We start from the raw sequence: 21166 nt of genomic DNA, 5'->3' as shown, positions 1-21166 counted from the left end.
GTCGATGCAGCCCGCATGAGCGCGGAGCAGGGGACGCTGACCACGGACGGGTCGATGTCCATCGCCGCGGTTCCGCGGGCGGCGGAGCCGGATCCCGGCCACGCCCCGGTGCGCGTCGTCGCCAAGCGGAACACCTGGCGCCGTGAGCTCCGGAAGGACTGGAGGCTCTACACCTTCCTGATCCTGCCCCTCGCGTTCCTGCTGATCTTCCGCTACCTGCCCATGGCCGGCAACGTGATCGCCTTCCGCAGGTTCCGGCCCGGCGGGAGCATCTTCGGCGAGGAGTGGGTGGGCTTCCGCTACTTCCAGATGTTCATCAATGACGCGAAGTTCTGGGAGGTCTTCCAGAACACCGTCATCCTCGGCGGACTCTCGCTGCTGATCTGCTTCCCGATGCCGATCATCCTGGCGCTGCTCCTGAACGAGCTGCGGGTGCGCTGGTTCAAGCGCCTCGTGCAGACGGTCTCCTACCTCCCGCACTTCATGTCGATCGTCATCGTCGCGGGCATGATCTTCCAGATCTTCTCGGTCCAGGGGACGATCAACCAGATCCTCGGCTCGGTCGGGATGGATCCGGTCAACTTCATGCAGGACCCCGACTGGTTCCGCACCATCTACATCAGCTCCGAGGTGTGGCAGACCGTCGGCTGGGGCACGATCCTCTACCTCGCCGCGCTGACCACGATCGACGACCAGCTCTACGAGGCCGCCCGGATCGACGGGGCGAACCGCCTCCAGCAGACCTGGCACGTCACGCTCGTCGGCATCCGGCCGACGATGATCACGCTGCTGGTGCTCAACATCGGCACCTTCCTCGCCGTCGGCTTCGAGAAGGTCCTGCTGCTGTACAACCCCCTGACCTATCCGACCGCGGACGTCATCTCGACGTACCTGTACCGGATCGGCATCGAGTCGAGCAACTTCAGCTACGCGACCGCGATCGGGCTCTTCGAGTCGATCATCGGCCTGGTGCTGGTGCTCTCCGCGAACGAGTTCTCGAAGCGAGTAGTTGGGACGAGCCTGTGGTGACCACGACCGACACGACGGCGAGCCGCCTCCCCGCGAAGCCCGTCGGCATCAGGGACAGCCTGAGCTACCGGATCTTCCGCGTGGTCAACGCCGTGATCCTCATCGGGGTCATGCTCGTGACCCTCTACCCCTTCGTGAACGTGCTGGCGCAGTCCTTCAGCTCGGAGGGCTACATCATCTCCGGCCAGGTGAACCTGCTCCCGCGCGGCTTCAACACGGAGACGTACAAGGTCGTCATGGGTGACTCCCTGTTCTGGACCAACTATCGGAACACCGTCGTCTACACGGTGGTCGGCACCGCGATCGCCATGGTCCTCACCACGACCTTCGCCTACGCGCTGTCGAAGAAGCGCCTGAAGTGGCGGACCGTGTTCATCGGCATCGCCGTGTTCACGATGTTCTTCAACGGCGGCCTCATCCCCAACTACATCCTCATCAAGTCGCTGGGGATGACCAACACCATCTGGGCGATCGTCCTGCCGAACGCGATCAGCGTGTTCAACCTGCTGGTGATGAAGGCGTTCTTCGAGAACCTCCCCGAGGAGCTCGAGGAGGCGGCCTCGATGGACGGCCTGACCACGTACGGGATCTTCGCCCGCATCGTGCTGCCGCTGAGCAAGGCCGTGCTCGCCACGATGGTGCTCTTCTACGCCGTCTCCTTCTGGAACTCGTGGTTCCAGGCGTTCCTGTACATGGACCGCGCGGAGCTCTATCCGGTGACGGTGTATCTGCGGAACCTCATCGCCGGTGCGACCAACGCCGCCTCCGTCAGCGGCGGCGCGGGGGCCGACGGACTCGCGCAGGTGGCCGCGAACATCCAGGCGGTCACGATCATCCTCACCGTCCTGCCCATCATCTGCCTCTACCCGTTCCTGCAGAAGTACTTCGTCTCCGGCGTGATGCTCGGCTCCGTCAAGGGCTGAGCGACACCCTCCTGCGGTCGGGCATCGGTGCTCGCCCCTCCCCGGCCGATGTCGGCCACCCCAGCATCTCCGACGACGGCGATGCGAGACAGGGCCCCCGGGCCCCTTCGGAAAGGTTCACCTCATGGCTATGAAGCGACGTTCCTTCGTCGGCGGACTCGCGATCGGACTGGTCGCCGCGGGGCTGTCGGCCTGCGGCGGCGGAGATGACAGCTGGGGAGGTGGCAGCGGGGGCGGCGACGAGCCGGTCGACCTCGACGCGAAGCGCGTCGGCGCGATGGAGGACTACGGGGTGGGCAAGACCTTCGTCGCCTCCGAGCCGCTCGAGATCGACATGCTCTACCGCGACCACCCCGGCTACCCGATGAACGAGGAGTGGCTGTACTTCACCACCACGAAGGAGCGCAACAACGTCACCTTCGCGATGACGACCGCGCCGCTGAGCGACTACGAGCAGCGCCGCAGCCTCCTCGTCGGCGCGGGCGACGCCCCCTCGGTCATCCCCGTGACCTACCCGGGCCAGGAGTCGCAGTACGTCTCCTCGGGCGTGATCCTCCCGGTCAGCGACTACCTCGACCTGCTACCCAACTTCCAGCAGAAGGTCGCCGACTGGGGCCTCGAGGCGGAGATCGACTCCCTCCGCCAGGAGGACGGCAAGTTCTATCTGCTGCCGGGCCTGCTCGAGTCCGCCCGCCCCGACTACACGGTCGCGCTGCGCATGGACGTCCTCGAGGAGCTGGGCCTCTCCGAGCCCGCCACCTGGGACGAGTTCCGCGAGACGCTGCAGGCGATCAAGGACGCCAAGGGCGGCAGCTACGTGTTCTCCGACCGCTGGCAGGGTGAGGCGCTCATGCAGGTCGCCGCCCCGGCCTTCGGCACCGTGGCCGGCTGGGGCCTCGGCGCCAGCACCTGGGACCCCGAGGCGCAGCAGTTCGTGTTCCCCGCGGCGACCGCCGAGTACAAGGCGTTGGTCGAGTACTTCGCGGGCCTCGTCGCCGACGGCCTGATGGACCCCGAGTCCTTCACCCAGGACGACGACGCCGCCCACCAGAAGCTGGGCCAGGAGGCGTCCTACGCCATCTCCACCAACTTCCAGGAGATCGCGGTCTCCCGCACCACCCTCGACACCACCCTGGGCGCCGGCGAGTACACGCTCGCGAAGATCCGCCAGCCCAGCGGTCCGGCCGGCGACATCTTCGGCGGTCGGCGCCTGCAGAGCGGCGTCATGCTGTCCTCGTCCATCGCGGACAAGGACACCTTCGTCGCGATCATGCAGTGGATCGACTGGGCGTACTACTCCGATGAGGGTCGGGAGTTCGGCAAGTGGGGCGTCGAGGGCACCACCTTCACCCGCGATGCCGACGGCACCCGCCAGCTGGCGGACAACGTCAACTGGCTCGGTCTGAACGGCGACGCCCCGGACGACCTCCGCGTCGACTACGGCATGATGAACGGCGTCTTCCTCCTCGAGCATGGATCGTCCGACGAGCTCGTGCGCACCCTGATCCCCGAGGAGGAGGTGGCCTGGCAGGAGCTGATGGCGGACAAGTTCCTCATCGACCCGCCGCCGCCCGCCCCGATGGACGAGGGCGAGCAGGAGCAGGCCGGCCTCTACCAGACCGCCCTCACCGACTACGCGAAGCAGAACACCCTCGCCTTCATCACCGGGCAGCGCGACCTCTCCGAGTGGGATGCTTATGTGACCGAGCTCGAGGGGCAGAACATGACCACCTACATCGACCTGGTCAACGGCGCCTACCAGCGCTACCAGGAGAACAACGGCTGATCGTGACCCGAGACCGGCCGGCATCCCCACGGGGGTGCCGGCCGGTCGCAGGTCCGTGCAGGAGGCGACGTCCATGGAGCAGACGACGACCCGCGACGACCGGGGGACGCTCGCACGCGTGACCGACGCCGTGTACTGGTTCGTCCTCATCGGCCTGTCGCTCGCCGTCTGCTGTGCGCCGACGATCGTCCTCTGGCTGCTCCTCGCGCAGGACGCGAGCAACCTCCCGCTGTACGCGGTGGGCCTGCTGCCGGTGGCCCCGGCGGTCTCTGCCGCGCTGTGGGCGTGGCGCTCCCGCGAGCGGGATCCCGACACCGTCCCCGTCGCCCGCTTCCTGCGCGGATACCGCCTGAACCTCGTCGACAGCCTCAGGGTCGCCGTCCCGGCCGCGGCCCTCCTCGGCATCCTCTCGATTAACGTGACCTACGGGGATGCGGTCAGGACCAGCTCCCTGAACATCGCCTTCGTGGTCCTCGGGCTCGCCGTGCTGCTGCTCGCCGTGCGCGCCCTCTCGATCTCCTCGGCGCTGAGCTTCCGCTACCGCGACGTGCTGCGGCTGTCCGTCTTCACGCTGCTCACCATGCCGTTGCGGACCCTGTCGCTGGTCTCGCTCGGCGTGCTCGTGGTCGGCCTGAGCCTCTTCGTCGGGGACTACGCGGTCGTCCTGCTCGCGTCCGTCCTGACCTTCTTCCTGCATCTGTCGGAGCGCCCCGTCCTGGAGCGGCTGACCGAGCAGTTCGTCGCCGCCGACGCCTGAGCGGCCCCGCGATCGCGGGGCCGCCCGGGCGCGGGGCGCACGACGGGGATCAGTAGATCCGTCGGCCGGTCTCGTCGGCGATGCCGGAGGCGCGGTGGAAGTAGCTGCGCAGCTGATCCCGCCACTCCTGCGCCGAGCGCTCCTGCTCCTCGAGCAGCGACGTCACCCGCGCGTGCAGCGCCTCCGGCACGCGCCCCGCGAGCTGGAGCCAGCGGGGGCGCAGCTCGAGCACCCGCTCGTAGCCGTCGGCCCGCGAGTCGTAGATGTGCTGGATGACCGTCTTCCCGCTGTGCAGGCGGTGCGTATACGGGACGTGGTGGAAGAAGAGGAGCAGCTCGTCGGGGCACGTCTCGGGCGACTCGTAGCGCGACGCCCAGGGCTCCGGGAACAGTCCCGCGAAGCCGGTCCCGGTCGCGACGGAGCGGTCGACCCCGATCCCGTCCCGATCGGCGAAGTGGTAGGTGCCCCACGGGGTGTACTCGTAGCCGTCGACGTCGGGGCCGTAATGGTGGCCGGGGCGCACCATGAAGCCGACGCCGAGGGGAGCGGTGTAGCTCTCGTAGAGCGCCCAGGACTCCGCGAGCAGCTCCGTGAGGACCTCGGCCACGAGAGCGTCCGTCCCGAAGGTGATCCGGATCCACTCGGCGAGGATCTCGTCGGCGCCGAGCTGCGGATCCCAAGCCAGCCGGCCCAGGGCGTACAGGTTCGCCTGGGCCAGAGGATGACCGGTCCAGAACGCGTCGTCGCCGACGTTGGAGACGGCGACGACGCCGCCGGGGCGCTCCGCGGTCCCGGCGACGAGGTCGGCGACGGTGGCCGCATCGTCCCCGCCGAAGCGGAAGAGCAGGTTCTCGTGCCACCAGGGGCCGAGATAGCACACGTGCTTCTGCTGTCCGGTGTACTCCTGGGTGACCTGGAGCTCGACGGCGAGCCGGGTGCGCGGCATGACGCCGAGGACGGGCGAGACGGCCTCGCGGGTCTGGAAGTCCATCGGGCCGTGCTTGACCTGCAGGATCACGTTCTCGTCGAACGCGCCGTCGAGCGGGGCGAAGTGGTCGTGGGCGGCGCGGGCGCGGTCGGTGGAGCGGTCGCGCCAGTCCTGGCGGTGGTCGTAGACGAAGGCCCGCCAGAACACCTCACCGCCGTGGGGGCGGAGCGCGCGCGCGAGCAGGTTCGCCCCGTCGGCGTGATTCCGTCCGTAGGCGAAGGGGCCGGGCTGGCCCTCGGAGTCGGCCTTCACGACGAAGCCGCCGAAGTCGGGGATCTCCGCGTACAGCGCCGTGGCGGTCGTGCGCCACCACGCCTGCACTGCGGGGTCCAGAGGATCGTTGCTGGGCAGCCCGCCGAGCATCATCGGAGAGGCGAAGGAGACGGAGAGGAGCACACGGATCCCGTGGGCGCGGAAGATCTCGGCGAGCCGCGCGACGGCCCCGCGGCGCTCGGTCAGCAGGGTCGCCTCGCGAGCGTGCACGTTGACGTTGTTGAGCGAGACCCGGTTGATGCCGATGGCGGCGAGGAGGCGGGCGTAGTGCTCGACCCGGGAGAGGTCCTCGCGGAGCTCGCCGTCCGTGAAGAACAGGGAGCCGCCCGCGTAGCCGCGCTCGACCTGGCCCATCACGGGATGCGGGAGCATGTTGTCCCAGTGGTCGAGCATGCGGATCGGCTGGGTGGGCGTGTACAGGGACCAGCCCGCGGCGATCTCGCGACCCGCGTCCGCCGCCGGGGCGCGGAGCGATGCGTAGAAGGCATGGAGGAGCGAGGCTCCGCCCGCGGCGATCACGGTGAGGTCGGGGCCGTCCCCGTGAACGGCGTAGGACTCCTCGCCTGCCGCGCGCAGGGCGGCGAGCACGTCCTGGGGCTGCTGCGCCTCCTCCGCCGCGGGCAGGTCGAGCAGGCGCAGCGTCCCGGCGGTCCCGGGGGAGAGGGCGCGCAGGCGTGAGACCTCGGTGGTGATCGTCGCGGCGAGCGGGGTCCGGGCGTCGAGGTGCACCTCCTCCCGCAGGCGGGAGGCGGCGTGCGCGCCGAGCCAGGCGAGGTCGGCGGTCAGGTCGGCGGTGGGGATGTCCGCGGTCACAGGAGTTCTCCGAGCCAGTCGAGCTGGCGGCGCAGATGGGCTGCGCCGCCGCCCTCGTGAGTGTTGAAGGGGTAGATGTCGATCGAGGTGGCGGGGTCGGCGGCGACCGCGCCGGCGTAGTGGTTGTAGGCGCCGAAGACGGTCGAGGGCGGGCAGACGGTGTCGCGCAACGCGACGGAGAACAGCGCCGGCGCCGTGGCGCGCCGCCCGAGGTGCATGGCGTCGACGTGGTCGAGCGTGGACAGCACGGCCTCCTCCCGGCCCCGCTGGACCGCGAGGTAGCGGACGATCTCGCGGTAGGGATCCGCGTCGGTGAGGTCGATCGCGCGGCGGATATGGCAGAGGAACGGCACGTTCGTCATGACGCCGTCGACGTCCGGGACGAGGCCGGCCGCGGCGAGGGCGAGCCCTCCGCCCTGGCTGTTGCCCGTCACGACGACGCGGCCGTCGGTCCCGGGGAGCGCACGGGCGGCGTCGACGGCGCGGGCCGCGTCGGTGATCAGTCGGGTCAGGTAGGCGGTGTGCGGCGAGGCGATGCCCCGGGTCATCACCCCGGGCGCCGCGGGTCCCGAGCCGACGGGGTCGGCGGTGCTGCCCGGGGATGCGCCGCTCGCCCCCTGCCCTCGGGTGTCCATGAGCAGGTGCGCGTAACCCGCCGCGGCCCAGGCGAGTCGCTCGAGCGGCTCGCCCCGTCCGCCGCCGTAGCCGATGTACTCGACGATCACGGGGAGGTCCCCCGCAGCACTCGCCGGGCGGTTGTACCAGCCACGCACCTCGGTGCCGTCGTGGCCGGCGAAGGTCACGTCCCAGGTCTCGACGAGGCGCAGCCCGTTGTCGATCTGCTCCGCCGCGAGGACGGGAGGGGAGGCACTGCGGGCCCGGCCCAGGGTCTCGGCCCAGAAGGCGTCCAGCCCCTCGGGCTCGGTGAGCTCGGGCCGGTACTCGTGCAGGGAGTCCAGCGGGAGATCGAACAGCGCCATGCGAGGTCCTCCATCGGGCCTGAGAGCGGTCGGCGTCCGCCCACCACTCGCGAAAGTGGCGGAAAAAGCACCTGAAAGTTACGATGGAGTTCAGGCTAGGTCGAGGGGTCGCAACGGGTCAAGGTGGGCTCGCGATGACCGATACTGGCCCTCAGCTCGCCGGCGAGGGCGGGTGCACCCATCGACAGGAGGCGGGCCATGACTCAGGACATCGGGGAGAGCGGCCGCGTCACCCTCAAGGACGTCGCCGAGCGCGCGGGAGTCTCCCTCGCGACGGCCTCGAAGGTGATGAACGGGCGCGCGGACGTCCGGCAGCAGACGCGCGACACCGTCGCGCAGGCGGCGCAGGATCTCGGCTACCTGCCGCGACGGCGCGAGTCCGACAAGCGGCGATCCGTGCTCCTCCACTTCGACACCCTGACCAGCCCGTACTCGCTCCAGGTCCTCGAAGGGGCCGAGCAGGCGGCGCACCGCGCGGAGGTCGACCTCCTCGTGGTCAGCGGCGAGCAGTCCGAGGCGGGCCTCTCGCGCTCCTGGATGGCCGACGTCGCCGCCCGTGGCGTCGAGGGGCTGATCCTGGTGACCACGCCGATCGGCTCCCAGCATGCTCGCTGGAGCCGCGATCTGCGCCTGCCGCTGATCGCGATCGATCCGGTCTCCATCGACCCCGACGTGCAGGGCATCGTCACGATCTCGGCGACGAACTGGGAGGGTGGCAGCTCCGCCGTGCAGCATCTCCTGGATCTCGGACACCGGCGGATCGGCGTGCTCGCCGGCCCAGAGGACTCCGTGCCCGCGCGGCAGCGACTCCAGGGATACCTCTCGGTGCTCGCCCAGGCCGGGCTCGCCATCGACCAGGACCTCATCGAGCACAGCACCTTCTCGTACGAGGACGGACAGCGCGGCGCCGACAGGCTGCTGGAGCGGGATACCCCGCCGACGGCGATCTTCGCCGTGGCGGACACCCTCGCCGTCGGCGCCCTGCGCGCGGCGCGGCAGCACGACGTGGATGTTCCGACGGATCTCAGCGTGGTCAGCTTCGACGACACGATGATCGCCCAGTGGACGTATCCGCAGCTCACGGCCGTGCGTCAGCCGCTGTTCTCCATGGGGCAGGTCGCCGTCGAGCGGCTGCTCGCCCTCTCCTCCGATGCCAGGCTGTTCGCGCACCCGTTCAAGCTGGAGACCCAGCTGATGGTGCGCGAGTCGACGGCGCCGCCGCGGAGCTGACCACGGACTGACGCCCGCCCTCACCCCGCCGCGATCTCTAGCTCGAGGTCGCCCGCGCTGCTCGCGGGGATGAGGAGGATCGTGCCGGTGGGCTCGTCGGTCCCGCCCAGGAAGGTGAACGCCTCGCCGGGGGCGTAGAAGGCGGGGCCGCCGAGCGCTCCGCGGGCGCTCAGGCGCAGGCGGCCCGATCCGTCGGCGGCGACGAGCTCCGCGGTCGCGATCGCGCCGGTCGTCTCCTCGCGCTCGTCGGCGGTCACGCGGCGCGTGGCAGGCTCCGTCTCGCCCGGCCGCAGCACGTGCCGGCCCTGCTCGTCGAGCTCGAGCCGCTCGCCCGCGAGCTCTCCGCCGTCGAGTGCGAGCAGCAGACACAGCGCCGTGGCCGGGCCCGAGAACTCCAGGCGCAGCACGGTCCGCGCGGGATGCATCTCGATGGTGCCGCGCGTCTCGAGGGCGACCTCGTCGGCCGTGCGGCGCGAGAAGTCCATCGCTGCGGCGAAGCGGCCGTTGAACTCGAGGCCGTAGGCGCCGCTCGGCGAGCAGTCCGCGGTGGCGAGCGGGTGGAAGTACTGGCCGACCACCCGCTCCTCGACGCCGAAGCGGATCGGCCCGGGCCCCGGCAGGCGGTGCGGTCGCTCCGGCCGCAGCGGGCCGAGCGAGAAGAAGTCCCGGCTGAGGCGCAGCTCCCGCACGTCGAGCCCGCCCGCGGCGACGCGGAGCAGCGTCGGGTTCGACGCCGCCCCGCTCGTGACCCGGCCCAGCACCGCGGTGTCGGTGCCGCCGTGGATCACCACGCGGGTCGTGCCGTGGTCGACCACGGTGAGGCCCGAGTCGGTGAACTCGTGCACCTCCGGCGCGTCGGCCGACGGGTCCGGTGCCGGTGCGGGCAGCGTGCCGAGGGCCGAGCGGTCCTCGAGCCCGAGGGCCAGCAGGGTCAGCGCCGCCTCGGTGTCCGCGCGGGGGAGCACCCGTCGCGCCGCCCGCGCCGTGAGCGGATCCCCGGTGCGGGCGGCGTGCGCGTGCAGCACCGGCAGCATCGCCCCGCCGTCGAACGGCGCGCCCTGGTCCTGGCGCCGCGAGGCGAGCGTCTCGATCATCCCGTCGGGCCCGGTCAGCGCCGCCTGGGCGCGAGTCGCCCGGTCGGCGGCCTCCCGCAGTTCCCCCCGGCCCAGCACCCGGGCGAGCACCAGCAGCGAGGGCACCGACACGTGCGCGGCGTAGTTCGCGCTGCGCTCCGAGAACAGCCCGTCCGCCTGCAGGTCCACGCCCTCGGCGAGCCACTGCTCGGCCCGCGCGCGGCAGTCGAACCGCCCGGTCAGCTCCCACAGCCGCACGAGCGCCGCGCTGATCTCCCAGCGGTGGTTCGGGGTGTGCACCCCGCCGGTCACGAGCGCTGGCGCCGCCGCGGCGAGCAGCTCGTCGAGCACCGGCAGCAGGCCGCCGAGGCCGTCCGGCCCCGCCTGAAGTCCCTCGACCTCGATCGCCCGACGCGCCCACGCCAGGTCGTTGAGCGTGAACGCCGAGTCCGGTGGGGAGTCGACGTTGTCGCCCGAGCGGAAGGTGCCGCTCAGGGACTGCAGGTCCCGCAGGCGGCCCAGCGCCTCGAGGGCGAGTCCGGCGAGGTCATCGCTCGTCGGCTGACGGGCTCCGGCCGACGCGCCCGGCTCCGCCGCGCTGTCGGCCCCGCCCGTGGGCCCCGTGACCCAGCGCGCGAGCACGACGTCCCGCACCACGCGCCCGAGCGCGCGATGCCGCGCCCCCGGGCCGCGTAGCGCCGCCGCCCGCGGCGGGACGCCCGCGAGCCCCGCCCGCGCCAGCCCCGGGAGCGGCGCGGGCAGGAGCGCGAGGGGATCGAACGGGCCGGTCTCGGCGGCAGCGGGCATTGGGGTCAGTCCTTCAGGCCGGAGTTGATGTCCGAGTTCATGATCTGGCGGCGGAACACCAGGAACAGCAGAACCATCGGGATCAGCGAGATCACCGAGGCGCCCAGCAGCACCGACCAGTCGATGTTCTCCGCGCCGACGATCGAGCGCAGCGCCAGCTGGAGCGTGTACTTGTCGGGATCGTTCAGCACGAGCAGCGGCCAGATGTAGTCGTTCCATCGCCACTGGAAGGAGAAGATCGCGAGCACCGCGATGATCGGCCGAGCGATCGGCAGCATCAGCGTGAAGAAGATCCGGAACTCGCCGGCGCCGTCGATGCGGGCCGCCTCGAGCAGCTCGTCCGGAACCGTCGAGAAGAACTGCCGGAACATGAAGATGCCGGTCGCGGTGATGATCGACGGGATGATGATGCCCGCGAGGGAGTTGTACAGCCCGAGTCCCAGGATCACCGAGAAGGTCGAGGGCATGATGACCTCGGTGGGCAGCATCGTCGTCGCGAGGATGCACAGGAAGAACGCCTGCACCCAGCGGTTGCGGTACTTCGCGAGGGCGAAGCCGGTGCAGGCGCTGACGAACACGGTGAACACCGTCGTCACCACCGCCACCAGGGCCGTGTTCAGGAAGTACTGCTGGAAGTCGTACCGCTCCCAGGCTGTGCGGTAGCCGGAGAGCGTCCAGTCCTCCGGGAACATCCGCAGCGGCCACGTGAACAGCTCGCTGCCCGGCTTGAAGGAGCTCAGCAGGAACCACAGCACCGGGAGCAGGAACAGCGCCGCCAGGATCCAGGTCAGGGTGGTCGGCGCCACCCAGCGCAGGGACTTCGTCATGAGAGGTCGCTCCTGTCGAAGCGGGTCTGGACCAGGGCGATGATCAGCAGGATCAGCATCAGCACCATCGAGGCCGCGCTCGCGTAGCCGATCTTGGACTGCTCGAAGCCGGTTTTGTAGATGTACTGCACGATCAGCACGTTGGAGGTGCCCGGGCCGCCGCCGTTGAGCGCCTGGATCATCGCGAACTCCTTCATCGCGCCGATCGTGCCGAGCAGGATCACCAGGAACGAGGTGGGCCGCAGCAGCGGCCAGACGATCTTCACGAAGCGCGTGATCGACCCGGCGCCGTCGAGGCTGGCCGCCTCGAGATAGGAGGTGGGGATGTTCCGCATCGCCGCCATGAACAGCAGCATCGAGAACGCGGTCCCGCCCCACGACCCGGCGAGGATCACCACCACCATCGCGAGGTTCGGATCCGAGGCCCACTGCAGCGGGTTCAGGCCCACCGTGGAGATCAGGTAGTTCACCAGCCCGAAGTTCTCCCCGAACATCCACCGCCACACCACGCCCGTGACGATGGGCGAGATGAGCCAGGGGAAGAAGAAGATCACCTGGGCCAGCGAGGCGCCCTTCGTCTCCCGGCTCACCAGCAGGGCGCTGATGATCAGGGTGACGAAGTAGCCGAAGGGGACCGACACCGCCGTGTACAGCACGGTCCGCCACAGGCTCCGGTAGAAGTCGGAGTCGGTGAACAGATCCGTGTAGTTGGCGACGCCGACGAACTCCGGCGTCCCGTACCCGCGGTAGTCCGTGAACGAGTACGCGAGGCCCAGCCCCGCCGGGGCGACGAAGAACAGCACGAAGAGGACGAAGGCGGGGAGGAGGAAGGCCGCCGCGATCAGGCTGCGGCGCCTCCTCTCCGTCCGGGCGGTGGTGACGGCCATGCTCAGGCGAGGCTCTCGTTCAGCTGCTCGAGAGCGCTGGTGAGGGCCGCGTCCACGGTGGTCTCGCCGTTGATCACCTGGATGATGCCGTCGCGCAGCGGGTCGCCGTCGAGCGGGGCGGCGGTGCCGGCGGCCTGCACCTGCAGCGCGAGCGCCTTCTGGGTCTTCACGAAGGCGGGGGTGTTGGCGATCGCCTCGTTGTACAGCGCGAAGTCCTCGGGGCGGGACTCGTAGGTCACCTCGACGCCCTCGGTCGCGGGGAGGAACCCGGAGATCGTGGAGAGCTCGCCGTAGTTCTCCGGCTGGTAGAGCCAGCGCACAAACTCGAGCGCCTCCTGTTCCTGGCCGGTGCCCTCGAAGACCACGACCACGGCCGCGGTGCCGAAGTTGGTGGCCTTCTCCGGCTGGGCCGGCATCGGCACACTGACCCACTCGAAGTCGGCGATGTTCGCGTCGAAGTCCGCGATCTGCCAGGAGCCCGAGTAGTAGGCGGCGACCTGACCGGTCTTGAACATGGCGTTGGGGTCGTCCTCGGACAGCCACACGCTGCGTGGCATGAAGGTGTCGTCGTTCAGGCCCACGAAGTACTCGAGCGCGGGAGCGGTCTGCTCGTTCGCGGAGTACGAGGTCATGTCCTCGGAGAGGGCCAGGCCCTCGGAGCCGAACTGGTAGAGGAAGGAGTTCAGCCGGTGCGAGGAGCGGTCCATCGCCATCGCGAACTTGATCCCTGTCGCCTCGCGGACCTGCCCCGCGGCGTCCACGAACTCGTCCCATGTCCAGACCTGATCCTCGAAGGACGTGGGGTAGGCGACGCCCGCCTGATCCCACAGGTCCTTGTTGAGGAACATGCCGACGGCGGTGAGGTCGCTGGGCAGCGAGGGGATCTTGCCGTCGGCGTCCGCGGCGTACATGCCCTCGATGGGCTTCACCTCGCCGGCGATCTCGGCGAGGTCCGCGGTGCGGTCCAGCCATGCCGGGTCGAGTGCGGGCATGCGCGCGAGGGCGGGCAGGTCGTTCGCGCGGGCGGCGTTGGTGATCTTGGTGCCGAGATCGTCGTAGGGGACGTCGACGATCTCGATCTCGATACCGGTCTCCTCCAGGTACTTCGCGGCCATCGCGGCGTAGCCGCCGCCCTGGTTCGCGTCGCCGGAGAGGACGAACTGGAGGGGACCGCTCGAGGAGCCGCCCGAGCCTCCGGAGGAGGACGAGCCGCACGAGGCGAGCGCGGGGGCGGCGGCCGCGGCGACGGCGCCGGCGGCGAGGAGGGAACGGCGATTCATGGAGGGCATGGCGTGAGCTCCTTCGGCGGCGACGCATCGTCGACGTGGCCTGGTCCGCCCGGGGTGGCATCGGCGCCGGACCCGGGGGCTCGGGGGAACCCGAGGTGCTCACATGATCCCGACATGGAAAGCGCTTTGTCAATACCTAGGCCGGACAAGCGCCCTGACAGAAGCGCTTACCCGCGCGCGGCCCCCAGCGTCCCGCGCACGGCCCCCAGCGTCCCGCGCGGCAGGATCACGGGCACGGGTCGCAGGATCCGGGCGTGCCGGGGCGGCTCCTCGACGAGGGCGCGGAGCGCGCGGCCGACGAGCGCGCCGGTCAGGCGCAGCGAATGGCCAAGCACCGCCACGGGCGGCTCGTGCAGCTGACAGGACATGGAGTCCTCCCAGCCGATGACGGAGAGGTCCTCGGGCACGCGCCACCCGAGCGCGGGTGCCGCCTCGAGCGCGCCGATCGCCATCGCGTCGTTGTCGCACACCACCGCCGTCGGGCGCGGATCGCGGGCGAGTAGGCGAGCGAGCGCCTCCGCCCCGGACTCCTCGGAGTAGTCGCCCTCCGCGGTCAGGGCGGCGGCGGCGGGGGCGCCGGGCTCGGTGCCCGCCTCGCCCCGGTCGCCGGCCGCGCCACCGGCTCCGCCCGCCGCCTCCCGCACGTCGGCGAGGAAGGCCTCGCGGCGCTGCCGGGAGTGGAGCAGCTGGGCCGGCCCGCCCAGGTGCGCGATCCGCTCGTGGCCCAGCGCGCGCAGCTCGGCGAGCACGGCGCGCATCGCGGCCGCGTTGTCGACGAGCACGGCGGCCTCCTCGCCCTGCTGGGTGACATCGCCCAGCAGCACGTAGCCGAGGCCCAGCTCGTCCAGCAGGGCCGGCCGCGGATCACCCTCGCGCAGATCGCGCAGGACCACGGCCCGCACCGCGCCGTCCTCCGCCCAACGGCGGTAGATCGCCATCTCCTCGGCGGGGGACTGCGCGGCGAGGGTCACCACGGTGTGCCCGTGCGGGGCCACCTCGTCCTCCACCCCGGCCAGGACCTGGCTGAAGAACATCTCGGAACGGGCGTCCCAGAGGTCCTGGGGGGCGAGGAAGCCGAAGGTGCTCATGGGGACATGGTGCCCCGGTCAGCGGGCGGCGCGCGCCACCAGCTCGTTGACGCTGCGCACCACCCCGTCGGCCAGGAACGCCTCGGGCTCGAGCGGTCCGTCGGCCCCCGCGGTGACCTGCACGACCGCGCTCTCGCCGGGGAGCAGGTCGAGCATCTGCCGATCCGCGACCGCGCTCGGATGCACTCGATCCGCGACCACCACCGCGTCCCGCACGAGGGAGCGGGCGCGCAGGGTCAGCACCACCGCCCCCGGCTCGGCGGGATCGGCGGCGGCGCTCACCTCGAGGGCGTCGGGGTCCAGGGCGAGGTCCTTGTCCTCCGCGTACCAGTGCACGGCGCGCACGGGCTCCCCCGCATGCCCCTGCATCTCGAGCAGCAGCGCCTCGCGGGCCGGGTCCGCGGCCGTGGCGACGGCGGCCGGCAGCGGCAGCAGCACGCCGCAGCGCTCCGGCACCTGCACCGGCAGGGACTCCTCGGCGAGCACCGTGCCCTCGGCGTCGATCCGGCGCAGGCGCAGGGTGCCGGTGAGCTCCTCGTCGGTGTCGTTGCCGAGGGCGGCGACGGGTCCGTCCTCGCGCGGCTGCACGGTGAGCAGGCGCGGCGCGTACAGGTCCCGCATCGCGTACCAGAGCAGCTTGCGCCGCCCGTCGCCGTCGACCGCCGCCCACGACGTCACCGGCCAGCAGTCGTTGAGCTGCCAGATGATCGTGCCCGTGCAGTGCGGCCACAGCGAGCGGTAGTGCCCGATCCCGACCCGCAGCGCCCGCGCCTGGTTGAGCGAGGTGGTGAGGTGGAAGTCCGCGAAGCTGCCGGGATCCGGGTCCGGGAAGTGGGGGCGGTAGCCGGAGATCAGCTTCTCCTGGCCGCGCACCGCCTTCTGGTGGGAGAGCATCGCGGGGGAGTCCGCCGTGAGCGGCCGCTCGCTGATCGCCCGCTCGATCGTCGCCCAGGACGCCGGGCCCTGGAAGCCGAACTCGGCGGCGAAGCGCGGGTCGGTGTCGCGGTAGTGGACGTAGTCGTTGTCCTCCTCGCTCGCCCACACCACCCAGTTGTGGACCGTGCCGTGATCGGGGTTCCGCGGCTGGTCCAGGGCGCCGCGCGAGTACGGGCTCGACGGCGTGAAGGAGCGCGTGGGGTCCAGCTCCGCGAGGATCGCGGGCAGGATCTCCGTGTAGTACGCGTTGCCCCAGCCCTTGCCCTCGGGCAGCACGTCCTTCCAGCCCCAGTGGTAGTAGCCCTCGACGTTCTCGTTCGAGCCGTTCCAGTGCACGAGCGCGGGGTGCCAGGCCAGGCGCACCGCGTGCTCGCGCAGTTCCGCCTCGATCTCGCCGCGCAGCGGCTGCTCCTCGCTGTAGGCGGCGCAGGCGAGCGCGACGTCCTGCCAGACCATCACGCCCAGCTCGTCGCAGAGGTCGTAGAGCTCCTCGGACTCGTACAGGCCGCCGCCCCAGATCCGCAGCAGGTTCATGCCGGCGTCCACCGCGTGGCCGACGCCGCGCGCGTAGTCCGCCGGGGTGAGCCGGGTGGGGAAGCAGTCGTCGGGGATCCAGTTCGCGCCCTTGACCAGGATCGGCCGGTCGTTCACGGCGAGGGTGAAGGAGGTGCCCACGGCATCCAGCTCCTCGACCACTCCCGCGGTGCGGAACGCGATCCGGTGGGTCACCTGATCGAGCGGCTCCCCGACCGACGGGTCCGTCGCGGCCGACGGGTCGGTCGCGGGGTCGTCGTCGGCCGACGGGTCGCCGCCGGCGGCCGCGTCCTCGAGCAGGACCCGGGCCGTGTACAGCGGCTGCTCGCCGTAGCCGCGCGGCCACCAGCGCTCCACCGCGTCCAGCGCCACGGAGAGCTCCGCCGCGTCCGTGCCGGCGGGGATCTCGGCGGTCGCCGCGCCCAGCACGGTGCCGTCGGCGCCGGCGACCTCGAGGCGGGCGTGCAGCGGAGCGTCGGTCCCCGGCTCCCGCTCGACGGGCACCTGCACGGTGACCGTGCCGCTGGGCCCGTCGGCCGCGGGGACGACGAGCGGCCGCACTCGGTCCAGCCGCGCCCCCGACCAGCTCTCCAGCCCGATCGGTCCCGCGATCCCGCTGGTCACGAGCACCGGACCCCAGTCCCAGCCGAGGTTGCAGGCCATCTTGCGGATCGCGTTGTAGGGCAGCGCATTGCCCACGAAGGGTAGGTTCCCCTGCGCCTGCGCGTTCTCCCGTGCGGTGCGCAGCGGGGAGGCGAAGCGGATCTCGAGGGCGTTCTCGCCCTCGCGCAGCAGCCGCTCGACCGCCCAGCGCCAGGAGCGGTGCTGGTTCTGCACGGTCGCGACCTCGGTGCCGTTGAGGACCACCGTCGCCGCGGTGTCGAGGCTCGCCGCGACCAGGTCCGTGCGGCCCGTCGGCACCGTGTCGAGGGTGAAGACGGTGCGGTACACGAGGTCGCACTCGCCGCTCCACGCGACCTCGTGCTCGTTGCGGTCCAGGTACGGATCCTCGATCAGCCCCGCGTCCAGCAGGTCCGTGAGGAAGGTGCCCGGCACCGTCGCCGGCAGGTCCTGCACCGCGAACGGGATCGGCCCGTCGGTGACGGTGAGGGTCCACCCCTCGTGCAGGTCACGGCGGGAGACGGTCATGCGAGGTCCTCCTGGTGGGCGAGGTGGTCGGGCATGGGCACGCCGCGGCGGCGGGCCTCGGCGAGGAATCGCTGGTTGGTGGCCGGCTCGGGGGCGGCCGCGAGGAGGCGGCGGGTGAACTCCTGCTGCGGCGAGAGGATGACGTCGTCGGCCGGGCCGCGCTCCACCACCCGCCCCTCGAACATCACCATGATCTCGTCGGAGAAGTGTCGGGCCGTGGCCAGGTCGTGGGTGATGTAGAGCATCGCCAGGTCCTCCTCCTGCTGCAGGCGCGCGAGGAGGTTCAGCACGCCGAGCCGCACCGACACGTCGAGCATCGACACCGGCTCGTCGGCCACCAGCACGCTCGGCCCGGGGGCGAGGGCGCGGGCGATCGCCACGCGCTGGCGCTGCCCACCGGAGAGCTCGTGCGGGCGCCGCTCGAGGAAGGCCTCGTCCGAGGGCAGGTTCACCCGGTCCAGCAGCTCCTTCGCCGCCCCGCGGGCGGTCGTCGACGTGGCCCGGCCGTGCAGCAGCAGCGGCCGCACCAGGTGGTGGGCGATCGAGTGGTACGGGTTCAGCGAGGCGAAGGGGTCCTGGAAGACCATCTGCACCTGGTGCCGGTAGTCGGCGAGGGCCCGGCCGCGTCGGCCGATCGGTGCGCCGTCCAGCAGCAGGCTGCCGGAGGTGGGGGTCTCCAGCTGCATGAGCAGCTTCGCGATCGTGGACTTGCCCGAGCCGGACTGCCCCACGAGCGCGAGGGTGCGCCCGGGCGACAGCTCGAAGGACACCTCCTTCACGGCCTGCAGCCGCGAGAAGCGCAGGCCGTTGCGCAGCAGGTAGGTCTTGGAGAGGTCGGTGGCGGTCAGCGTGGTCATCGCGTCTCCTCCGGGGAGTAGCCGGCGCGGAGGAAGTCCCCCGTCGAGCCGGTGAGCGAGGGGAAGGAGCCCAGCAGCCGCCGGGTGTACGGGTGCTGCGGCGCGAAGTACAGGTTCTCGGCGGTGTCGAGCTCCACGATCTCGCCGCGGCGCATCACGGCGATGCGGTCGGAGATCTCGAGCAGCATCGGCAGGTCGTGGGTGATGAACACGACCGCGAAGCCGAGCTCCTGCCGCAGCCGCAGGATCTCCTGCAGGATCTCGCGTTGGACCACCACGTCGAGCGCCGTCGTCGGCTCGTCCATGATCATCAGCTCTGGGTCCAGGGCCAGCGCCATCGCGATCATGACGCGCTGGCGCATGCCGCCGGAGAGCTCGTGGGCGAAGGCCGTGATCCGACCCGGGTCCACCCCCACGAGCTCGAGCAGCTCCTCGCAGCGGCGGCGCCGCTCGGCGGCGCCCATCTGCGGGCGGTGCGTCGTGAAGACGTCCTCCAGCTGGGCCTTCACCGAGATGACCGGGTTCAGCGAGTTCATCGCGCCCTGGAAGACCATGGCGATCTTCGACCAGCGGAAGGCGCGCAGGCTCTCGCCCTCGAGGGCGAGGACGTCCACCTCCTCGCCGTCGCGGCCGTGGAAGGTGACGCTGCCGCCGGTGATCCGCGCCGGCGGCCGGTGGAGCTGGTTCAGGCCGTACGCGAGAGTGGTCTTTCCGCTGCCGGACTCGCCGGCGAGGCCGAGCACCTCGCCGCGGTGCAGGGTCAGGCTCGCGCCCTTGACCGCGTGCACCGGCTGGGCCACCTCGTAGACCACGTCGAGGTCCCGCACGGTCAGCACGGGCTCCGCGGTCGCGACCTCGTGGCCCTCGGTCGCCCGGACCTGCTCGAGGTCGGGGATGATCTCGTCGACGGGCTCGCTCATGCCGCCGCCTCCTTCTGGGCCTTCCGCACGCGGCGCGCGTTCGCGGGGGCGTTGCGCAGGCGGGGGTTGATGATCGCGTCGATCGAGAAGTTGATCAGCGACAGGCCGCAGCCGAGCGCCGCGATCATGAAGCCCGGCGGCACGAACCACCACCAGCCGCCGAGGGTCAGAGCCTGGCCGTTCTGGGCGTAGAACAGCATCGAGCCCCAGGTCTGGGTGCCCAACACGCCGAGACCGATGAAGCTCAGCCCCGCCTCGCCGAGGATCGCGGTGATCAGCGCGAACACGAAGCCGCTGGACATCACCGGCAGCAGGTTCGGCAGGATCTCCACCGAGATGATCCGCCACGGCTTCTCGCCGGCGATGCGGGCGGCGTGCACGTAGTCGCGGGTGCGGATCGAGAGGGTCTGCGAGCGCAGCACGCGGGCCGAGGCCGCCCAGGAGGTGATCGCCAGGACGAAGGCGATCAGCAGCAGGCCGCGCTGCTCCACGTAGGAGCCGATCACGATCATCAGCGGCAGCCCCGGCAGGATCAGCACCACGTTGGTGAACAGGGAGAACACCTCGTCGAGCCAGCCGCCGAGGTAGCCGCCGAGGATGCCGAAGAAGGCGGAGAGGAACAGGGCGAGCACCGCGACCAGGATGCCCACCAGGAGCGAGCCGCGGGTCGCGTGGGCGAGCTGGGCGAGGACGTCCTGGCCGGTCTGCGTGGTGCCCAGCAGGTGGGCTGCGCTCGGCGGCTGCATGCCGTCGTTGGAGACGGCCAGCGGGTTCTGCGTGACGAAGGGGGCGATGAGCCCGAACAGGACGATCAGGACGACGATGCCGACGCCGATGACGAGGGTCGCGGCGGGCCGCTTCCGGCGGGCCGACGGGGTGGCCTGCTTCGGCTCGTCGGCCCCGATCTGGGCGGACTCTTCGGTGATGACGGACATGGCTCCTCCTCAGCCCCGCGCCCGGGTGCGCGGATCGATGACGCCGTAGAGCAGGTCCACGGCGAGGTTCGCCGCCAGCACCGAGACGGTGATGATGAGGAACAGGCCCTGCATGAGCGAGTAGTCGTTGTTCTGCACGGCCTGCAGCATGGTGAAGCCGATGCCGGGGTACGAGAACACCGACTCGACGACGATCGATCCCGAGACCACGAAGCCGAGCGAGATCGCGAAGCCGGAGACGCTGGGCAGCACCGCGTTGCGCGCGGCGTAGGTGAGCATGATCCGGCGCGGGTGCAGGCCCTTCGCCTCGGCGGTGAGGATGTAGTCCTCGCTGAGGGTCGAGACCATCATGTTGCGCATCCCCAGCAGCCAGCCGCCCAGCGAGCTCAGCACGATCGTGAGCGCGGGCAGGAAGGCGTAGTAGATCGCGTTGGAGACGAAGGGGTAGTCCAGCGCCGGCCGCACCAGCGTCACGTCGTAGCCGCCCGAGATCGGGAACAGATGCAGGTTCACGCTCAGCGCGTAGACGAACAGCAGCGCGAGCCAGAAGTAGGGCACCGACTGCAGGATCGTGGTGGCGGGGATGAGGGTGTCGAGCCAGGTGCCGCGCTTCCAGCCTGCGATGGTGCCGAGCGTGATGCCGATCAGGAAGGTGATGACCGTGGAGACGCCGACGAGCACCAGGGTCCAGGGCAGGGACTGCCCCACGACCTGCGAGACCGGGGTCGGGAAGTAGGTCACCGACACCCCGAAGTCGCCGCGCAGCAGGTTCCCCAGGTACTGCACGTACTGCTGGATCAGGGGCCCCTGGTCGTCGGCGCCGAGCATGACCTCGATCGCCGAGCGGGTCTCGGGGGAGACGGGGCCGCGCAGCGCGAGCTTGGAGAGCACGGCGTCGACCGGGCTGCCGGGCAGCAGGCGGGGGATGAAGAAGTTGAGGGTCACGGCCGCCCAGAGGGCGACCAGGTAGAAGCCGAGCTTCCGCAGGATGTGCACCGCGGTCCTTTCGTCGACGGGTCGGGAGGGCGCGGGGGGCGGGCGAGGGGGGGGGGGGGGGCGGGGGGGGGGGAGGGGGGGGAGGGTGT

Annotated in this window: 17 protein-coding genes; 5 read left to right on the top strand and 12 right to left on the bottom strand. The window is 71.0% G+C overall.

The window, feature by feature from the left end; translation table 11 throughout:
- Positions 1-15: 15 nt before the first annotated feature.
- The 4 genes from V1260_RS05310 to V1260_RS05295 all read left to right on the top strand — a co-directional run bounded on the left by V1260_RS05310 (position 16) and on the right by V1260_RS05295 (position 4495).
- Positions 16-1029, top strand: coding sequence for an ABC transporter permease (locus V1260_RS05310; protein WP_329745764.1), 1014 nt, complete (start codon positions 16-18; stop codon positions 1027-1029).
- Entirely contained in the window at positions 1023-1952 is a 930-nt protein-coding gene (locus V1260_RS05305; protein ID WP_329745763.1) for a carbohydrate ABC transporter permease, read from the top strand. Before V1260_RS05310 ends, V1260_RS05305 begins: the two co-directional genes overlap by 7 nt.
- Positions 1953-2076: 124 nt before the next feature.
- A complete protein-coding gene (locus tag V1260_RS05300; protein ID WP_329745762.1) occupies positions 2077-3738 on the top strand; it encodes an ABC transporter substrate-binding protein in 1662 nt (553 codons plus the stop codon).
- A 73-nt stretch (positions 3739-3811) separates the two neighbouring features.
- Positions 3812-4495, top strand: coding sequence for a hypothetical protein (locus V1260_RS05295; protein WP_329745761.1), 684 nt, complete (start codon positions 3812-3814; stop codon positions 4493-4495).
- A 49-nt stretch (positions 4496-4544) separates the two neighbouring features.
- Here V1260_RS05295 and V1260_RS05290 read toward each other — a convergent pair whose 3' ends face one another.
- Positions 4545-6569, bottom strand: coding sequence for an alpha-glucuronidase (locus V1260_RS05290; RefSeq protein ID WP_329745760.1), 2025 nt, complete (start codon positions 6567-6569; stop codon positions 4545-4547).
- On the bottom strand, positions 6566-7549 hold the full coding sequence (locus tag V1260_RS05285) for an acetylxylan esterase (RefSeq protein WP_329745759.1): 984 nt from the start codon (positions 7547-7549) through the stop codon (positions 6566-6568). The genes V1260_RS05290 and V1260_RS05285 overlap by 4 nt, the downstream gene beginning before the upstream one ends.
- A gap of 198 nt (positions 7550-7747) precedes the next feature.
- Here V1260_RS05285 and V1260_RS05280 point away from each other — a divergent pair, with 198 nt between their 5' ends.
- Positions 7748-8779, top strand: a complete 1032-nt coding sequence (locus tag V1260_RS05280) for a LacI family DNA-binding transcriptional regulator (RefSeq protein WP_329745758.1) — start codon at positions 7748-7750, stop codon at positions 8777-8779.
- A 20-nt stretch (positions 8780-8799) separates the two neighbouring features.
- On the opposite strand, the gene V1260_RS05275 is transcribed toward V1260_RS05280, so the two are convergent.
- From V1260_RS05275 to V1260_RS05230, 10 genes are all read right to left on the bottom strand, one after another.
- The gene (locus V1260_RS05275) at positions 8800-10659 is read right to left on the bottom strand and encodes a hypothetical protein (protein ID WP_329745757.1); all 1860 of its coding nucleotides are present in this window, start codon (positions 10657-10659) and stop codon (positions 8800-8802) included.
- A 5-nt stretch (positions 10660-10664) separates the two neighbouring features.
- Positions 10665-11486 (bottom strand): carbohydrate ABC transporter permease, encoded by an 822-nt coding sequence (locus tag V1260_RS05270; RefSeq protein WP_329745756.1) that lies wholly within the window; start codon positions 11484-11486, stop codon positions 10665-10667.
- Entirely contained in the window at positions 11483-12373 is an 891-nt protein-coding gene (locus V1260_RS05265) for a carbohydrate ABC transporter permease (RefSeq protein ID WP_329745755.1), read from the bottom strand. Before V1260_RS05265 ends, V1260_RS05270 begins: the two co-directional genes overlap by 4 nt.
- A gap of 2 nt (positions 12374-12375) precedes the next feature.
- Positions 12376-13662: an extracellular solute-binding protein gene (locus V1260_RS05260; protein ID WP_329745754.1), complete on the bottom strand. Its 1287-nt coding sequence runs from the start codon at positions 13660-13662 to the stop codon at positions 12376-12378.
- Between the two features lie 167 nt (positions 13663-13829).
- Positions 13830-14750, bottom strand: a complete 921-nt coding sequence (locus V1260_RS05255; RefSeq protein ID WP_329745753.1) for a LacI family DNA-binding transcriptional regulator — start codon at positions 14748-14750, stop codon at positions 13830-13832.
- Between the two features lie 18 nt (positions 14751-14768).
- Positions 14769-17369 (bottom strand): glycoside hydrolase family 2 protein, encoded by a 2601-nt coding sequence (locus V1260_RS05250; protein ID WP_329745752.1) that lies wholly within the window; start codon positions 17367-17369, stop codon positions 14769-14771.
- Entirely contained in the window at positions 17366-18226 is an 861-nt protein-coding gene (locus tag V1260_RS05245; protein WP_329745751.1) for an ABC transporter ATP-binding protein, read from the bottom strand. The genes V1260_RS05250 and V1260_RS05245 overlap by 4 nt, the downstream gene beginning before the upstream one ends.
- Positions 18223-19146 (bottom strand): ABC transporter ATP-binding protein, encoded by a 924-nt coding sequence (locus V1260_RS05240; protein ID WP_329745750.1) that lies wholly within the window; start codon positions 19144-19146, stop codon positions 18223-18225. Before V1260_RS05240 ends, V1260_RS05245 begins: the two co-directional genes overlap by 4 nt.
- Entirely contained in the window at positions 19143-20081 is a 939-nt protein-coding gene (locus tag V1260_RS05235; protein WP_329745749.1) for an ABC transporter permease, read from the bottom strand. Before V1260_RS05235 ends, V1260_RS05240 begins: the two co-directional genes overlap by 4 nt.
- A gap of 9 nt (positions 20082-20090) precedes the next feature.
- Complete coding sequence (locus V1260_RS05230; RefSeq protein ID WP_329745748.1) at positions 20091-21077, bottom strand: ABC transporter permease; 987 nt, start codon at positions 21075-21077, stop codon at positions 20091-20093.
- Positions 21078-21166: the final 89 nt, after the last annotated feature.

Origin of the sequence: Brachybacterium sp. J144, assembly GCF_036321705.1 — a bacterium.
Taxonomy (GTDB): Bacteria; Actinomycetota; Actinomycetes; order Actinomycetales; family Dermabacteraceae; genus Brachybacterium.
Note: the sequence above shows the minus strand (reverse complement) of the source record. Positions and strands in the feature narration are given on the sequence as shown.

Excerpts from the sequence above, each read along its gene's own strand:
- V1260_RS05270 (WP_329745756.1), bottom strand. The coding sequence starts at position 11,486 with ATGACGAAGTCCCTGCGCTGGGTGGCGCCGACCACCCTGACCTGGATC.
- V1260_RS05295 (WP_329745761.1), top strand. The coding sequence starts at position 3,812 with ATGGAGCAGACGACGACCCGCGACGACCGGGGGACGCTCGCACGCGTG.
- V1260_RS05275 (WP_329745757.1), bottom strand. The coding sequence starts at position 10,659 with ATGCCCGCTGCCGCCGAGACCGGCCCGTTCGATCCCCTCGCGCTCCTG.
- V1260_RS05280 (WP_329745758.1), top strand. The coding sequence starts at position 7,748 with ATGACTCAGGACATCGGGGAGAGCGGCCGCGTCACCCTCAAGGACGTC.
- V1260_RS05260 (WP_329745754.1), bottom strand. The coding sequence starts at position 13,662 with ATGCCCTCCATGAATCGCCGTTCCCTCCTCGCCGCCGGCGCCGTCGCC.
- V1260_RS05310 (WP_329745764.1), top strand. The coding sequence starts at position 16 with ATGAGCGCGGAGCAGGGGACGCTGACCACGGACGGGTCGATGTCCATC.
- V1260_RS05265 (WP_329745755.1), bottom strand. The coding sequence starts at position 12,373 with ATGGCCGTCACCACCGCCCGGACGGAGAGGAGGCGCCGCAGCCTGATC.
- V1260_RS05255 (WP_329745753.1), bottom strand. The coding sequence starts at position 14,750 with ATGAGCACCTTCGGCTTCCTCGCCCCCCAGGACCTCTGGGACGCCCGT.
- V1260_RS05245 (WP_329745751.1), bottom strand. The coding sequence starts at position 18,226 with ATGACCACGCTGACCGCCACCGACCTCTCCAAGACCTACCTGCTGCGC.
- V1260_RS05300 (WP_329745762.1), top strand. The coding sequence starts at position 2,077 with ATGGCTATGAAGCGACGTTCCTTCGTCGGCGGACTCGCGATCGGACTG.
- V1260_RS05235 (WP_329745749.1), bottom strand. The coding sequence starts at position 20,081 with ATGTCCGTCATCACCGAAGAGTCCGCCCAGATCGGGGCCGACGAGCCG.
- V1260_RS05285 (WP_329745759.1), bottom strand. The coding sequence starts at position 7,549 with ATGGCGCTGTTCGATCTCCCGCTGGACTCCCTGCACGAGTACCGGCCC.
- V1260_RS05250 (WP_329745752.1), bottom strand. The coding sequence starts at position 17,369 with ATGACCGTCTCCCGCCGTGACCTGCACGAGGGGTGGACCCTCACCGTC.
- V1260_RS05240 (WP_329745750.1), bottom strand. The coding sequence starts at position 19,146 with ATGAGCGAGCCCGTCGACGAGATCATCCCCGACCTCGAGCAGGTCCGG.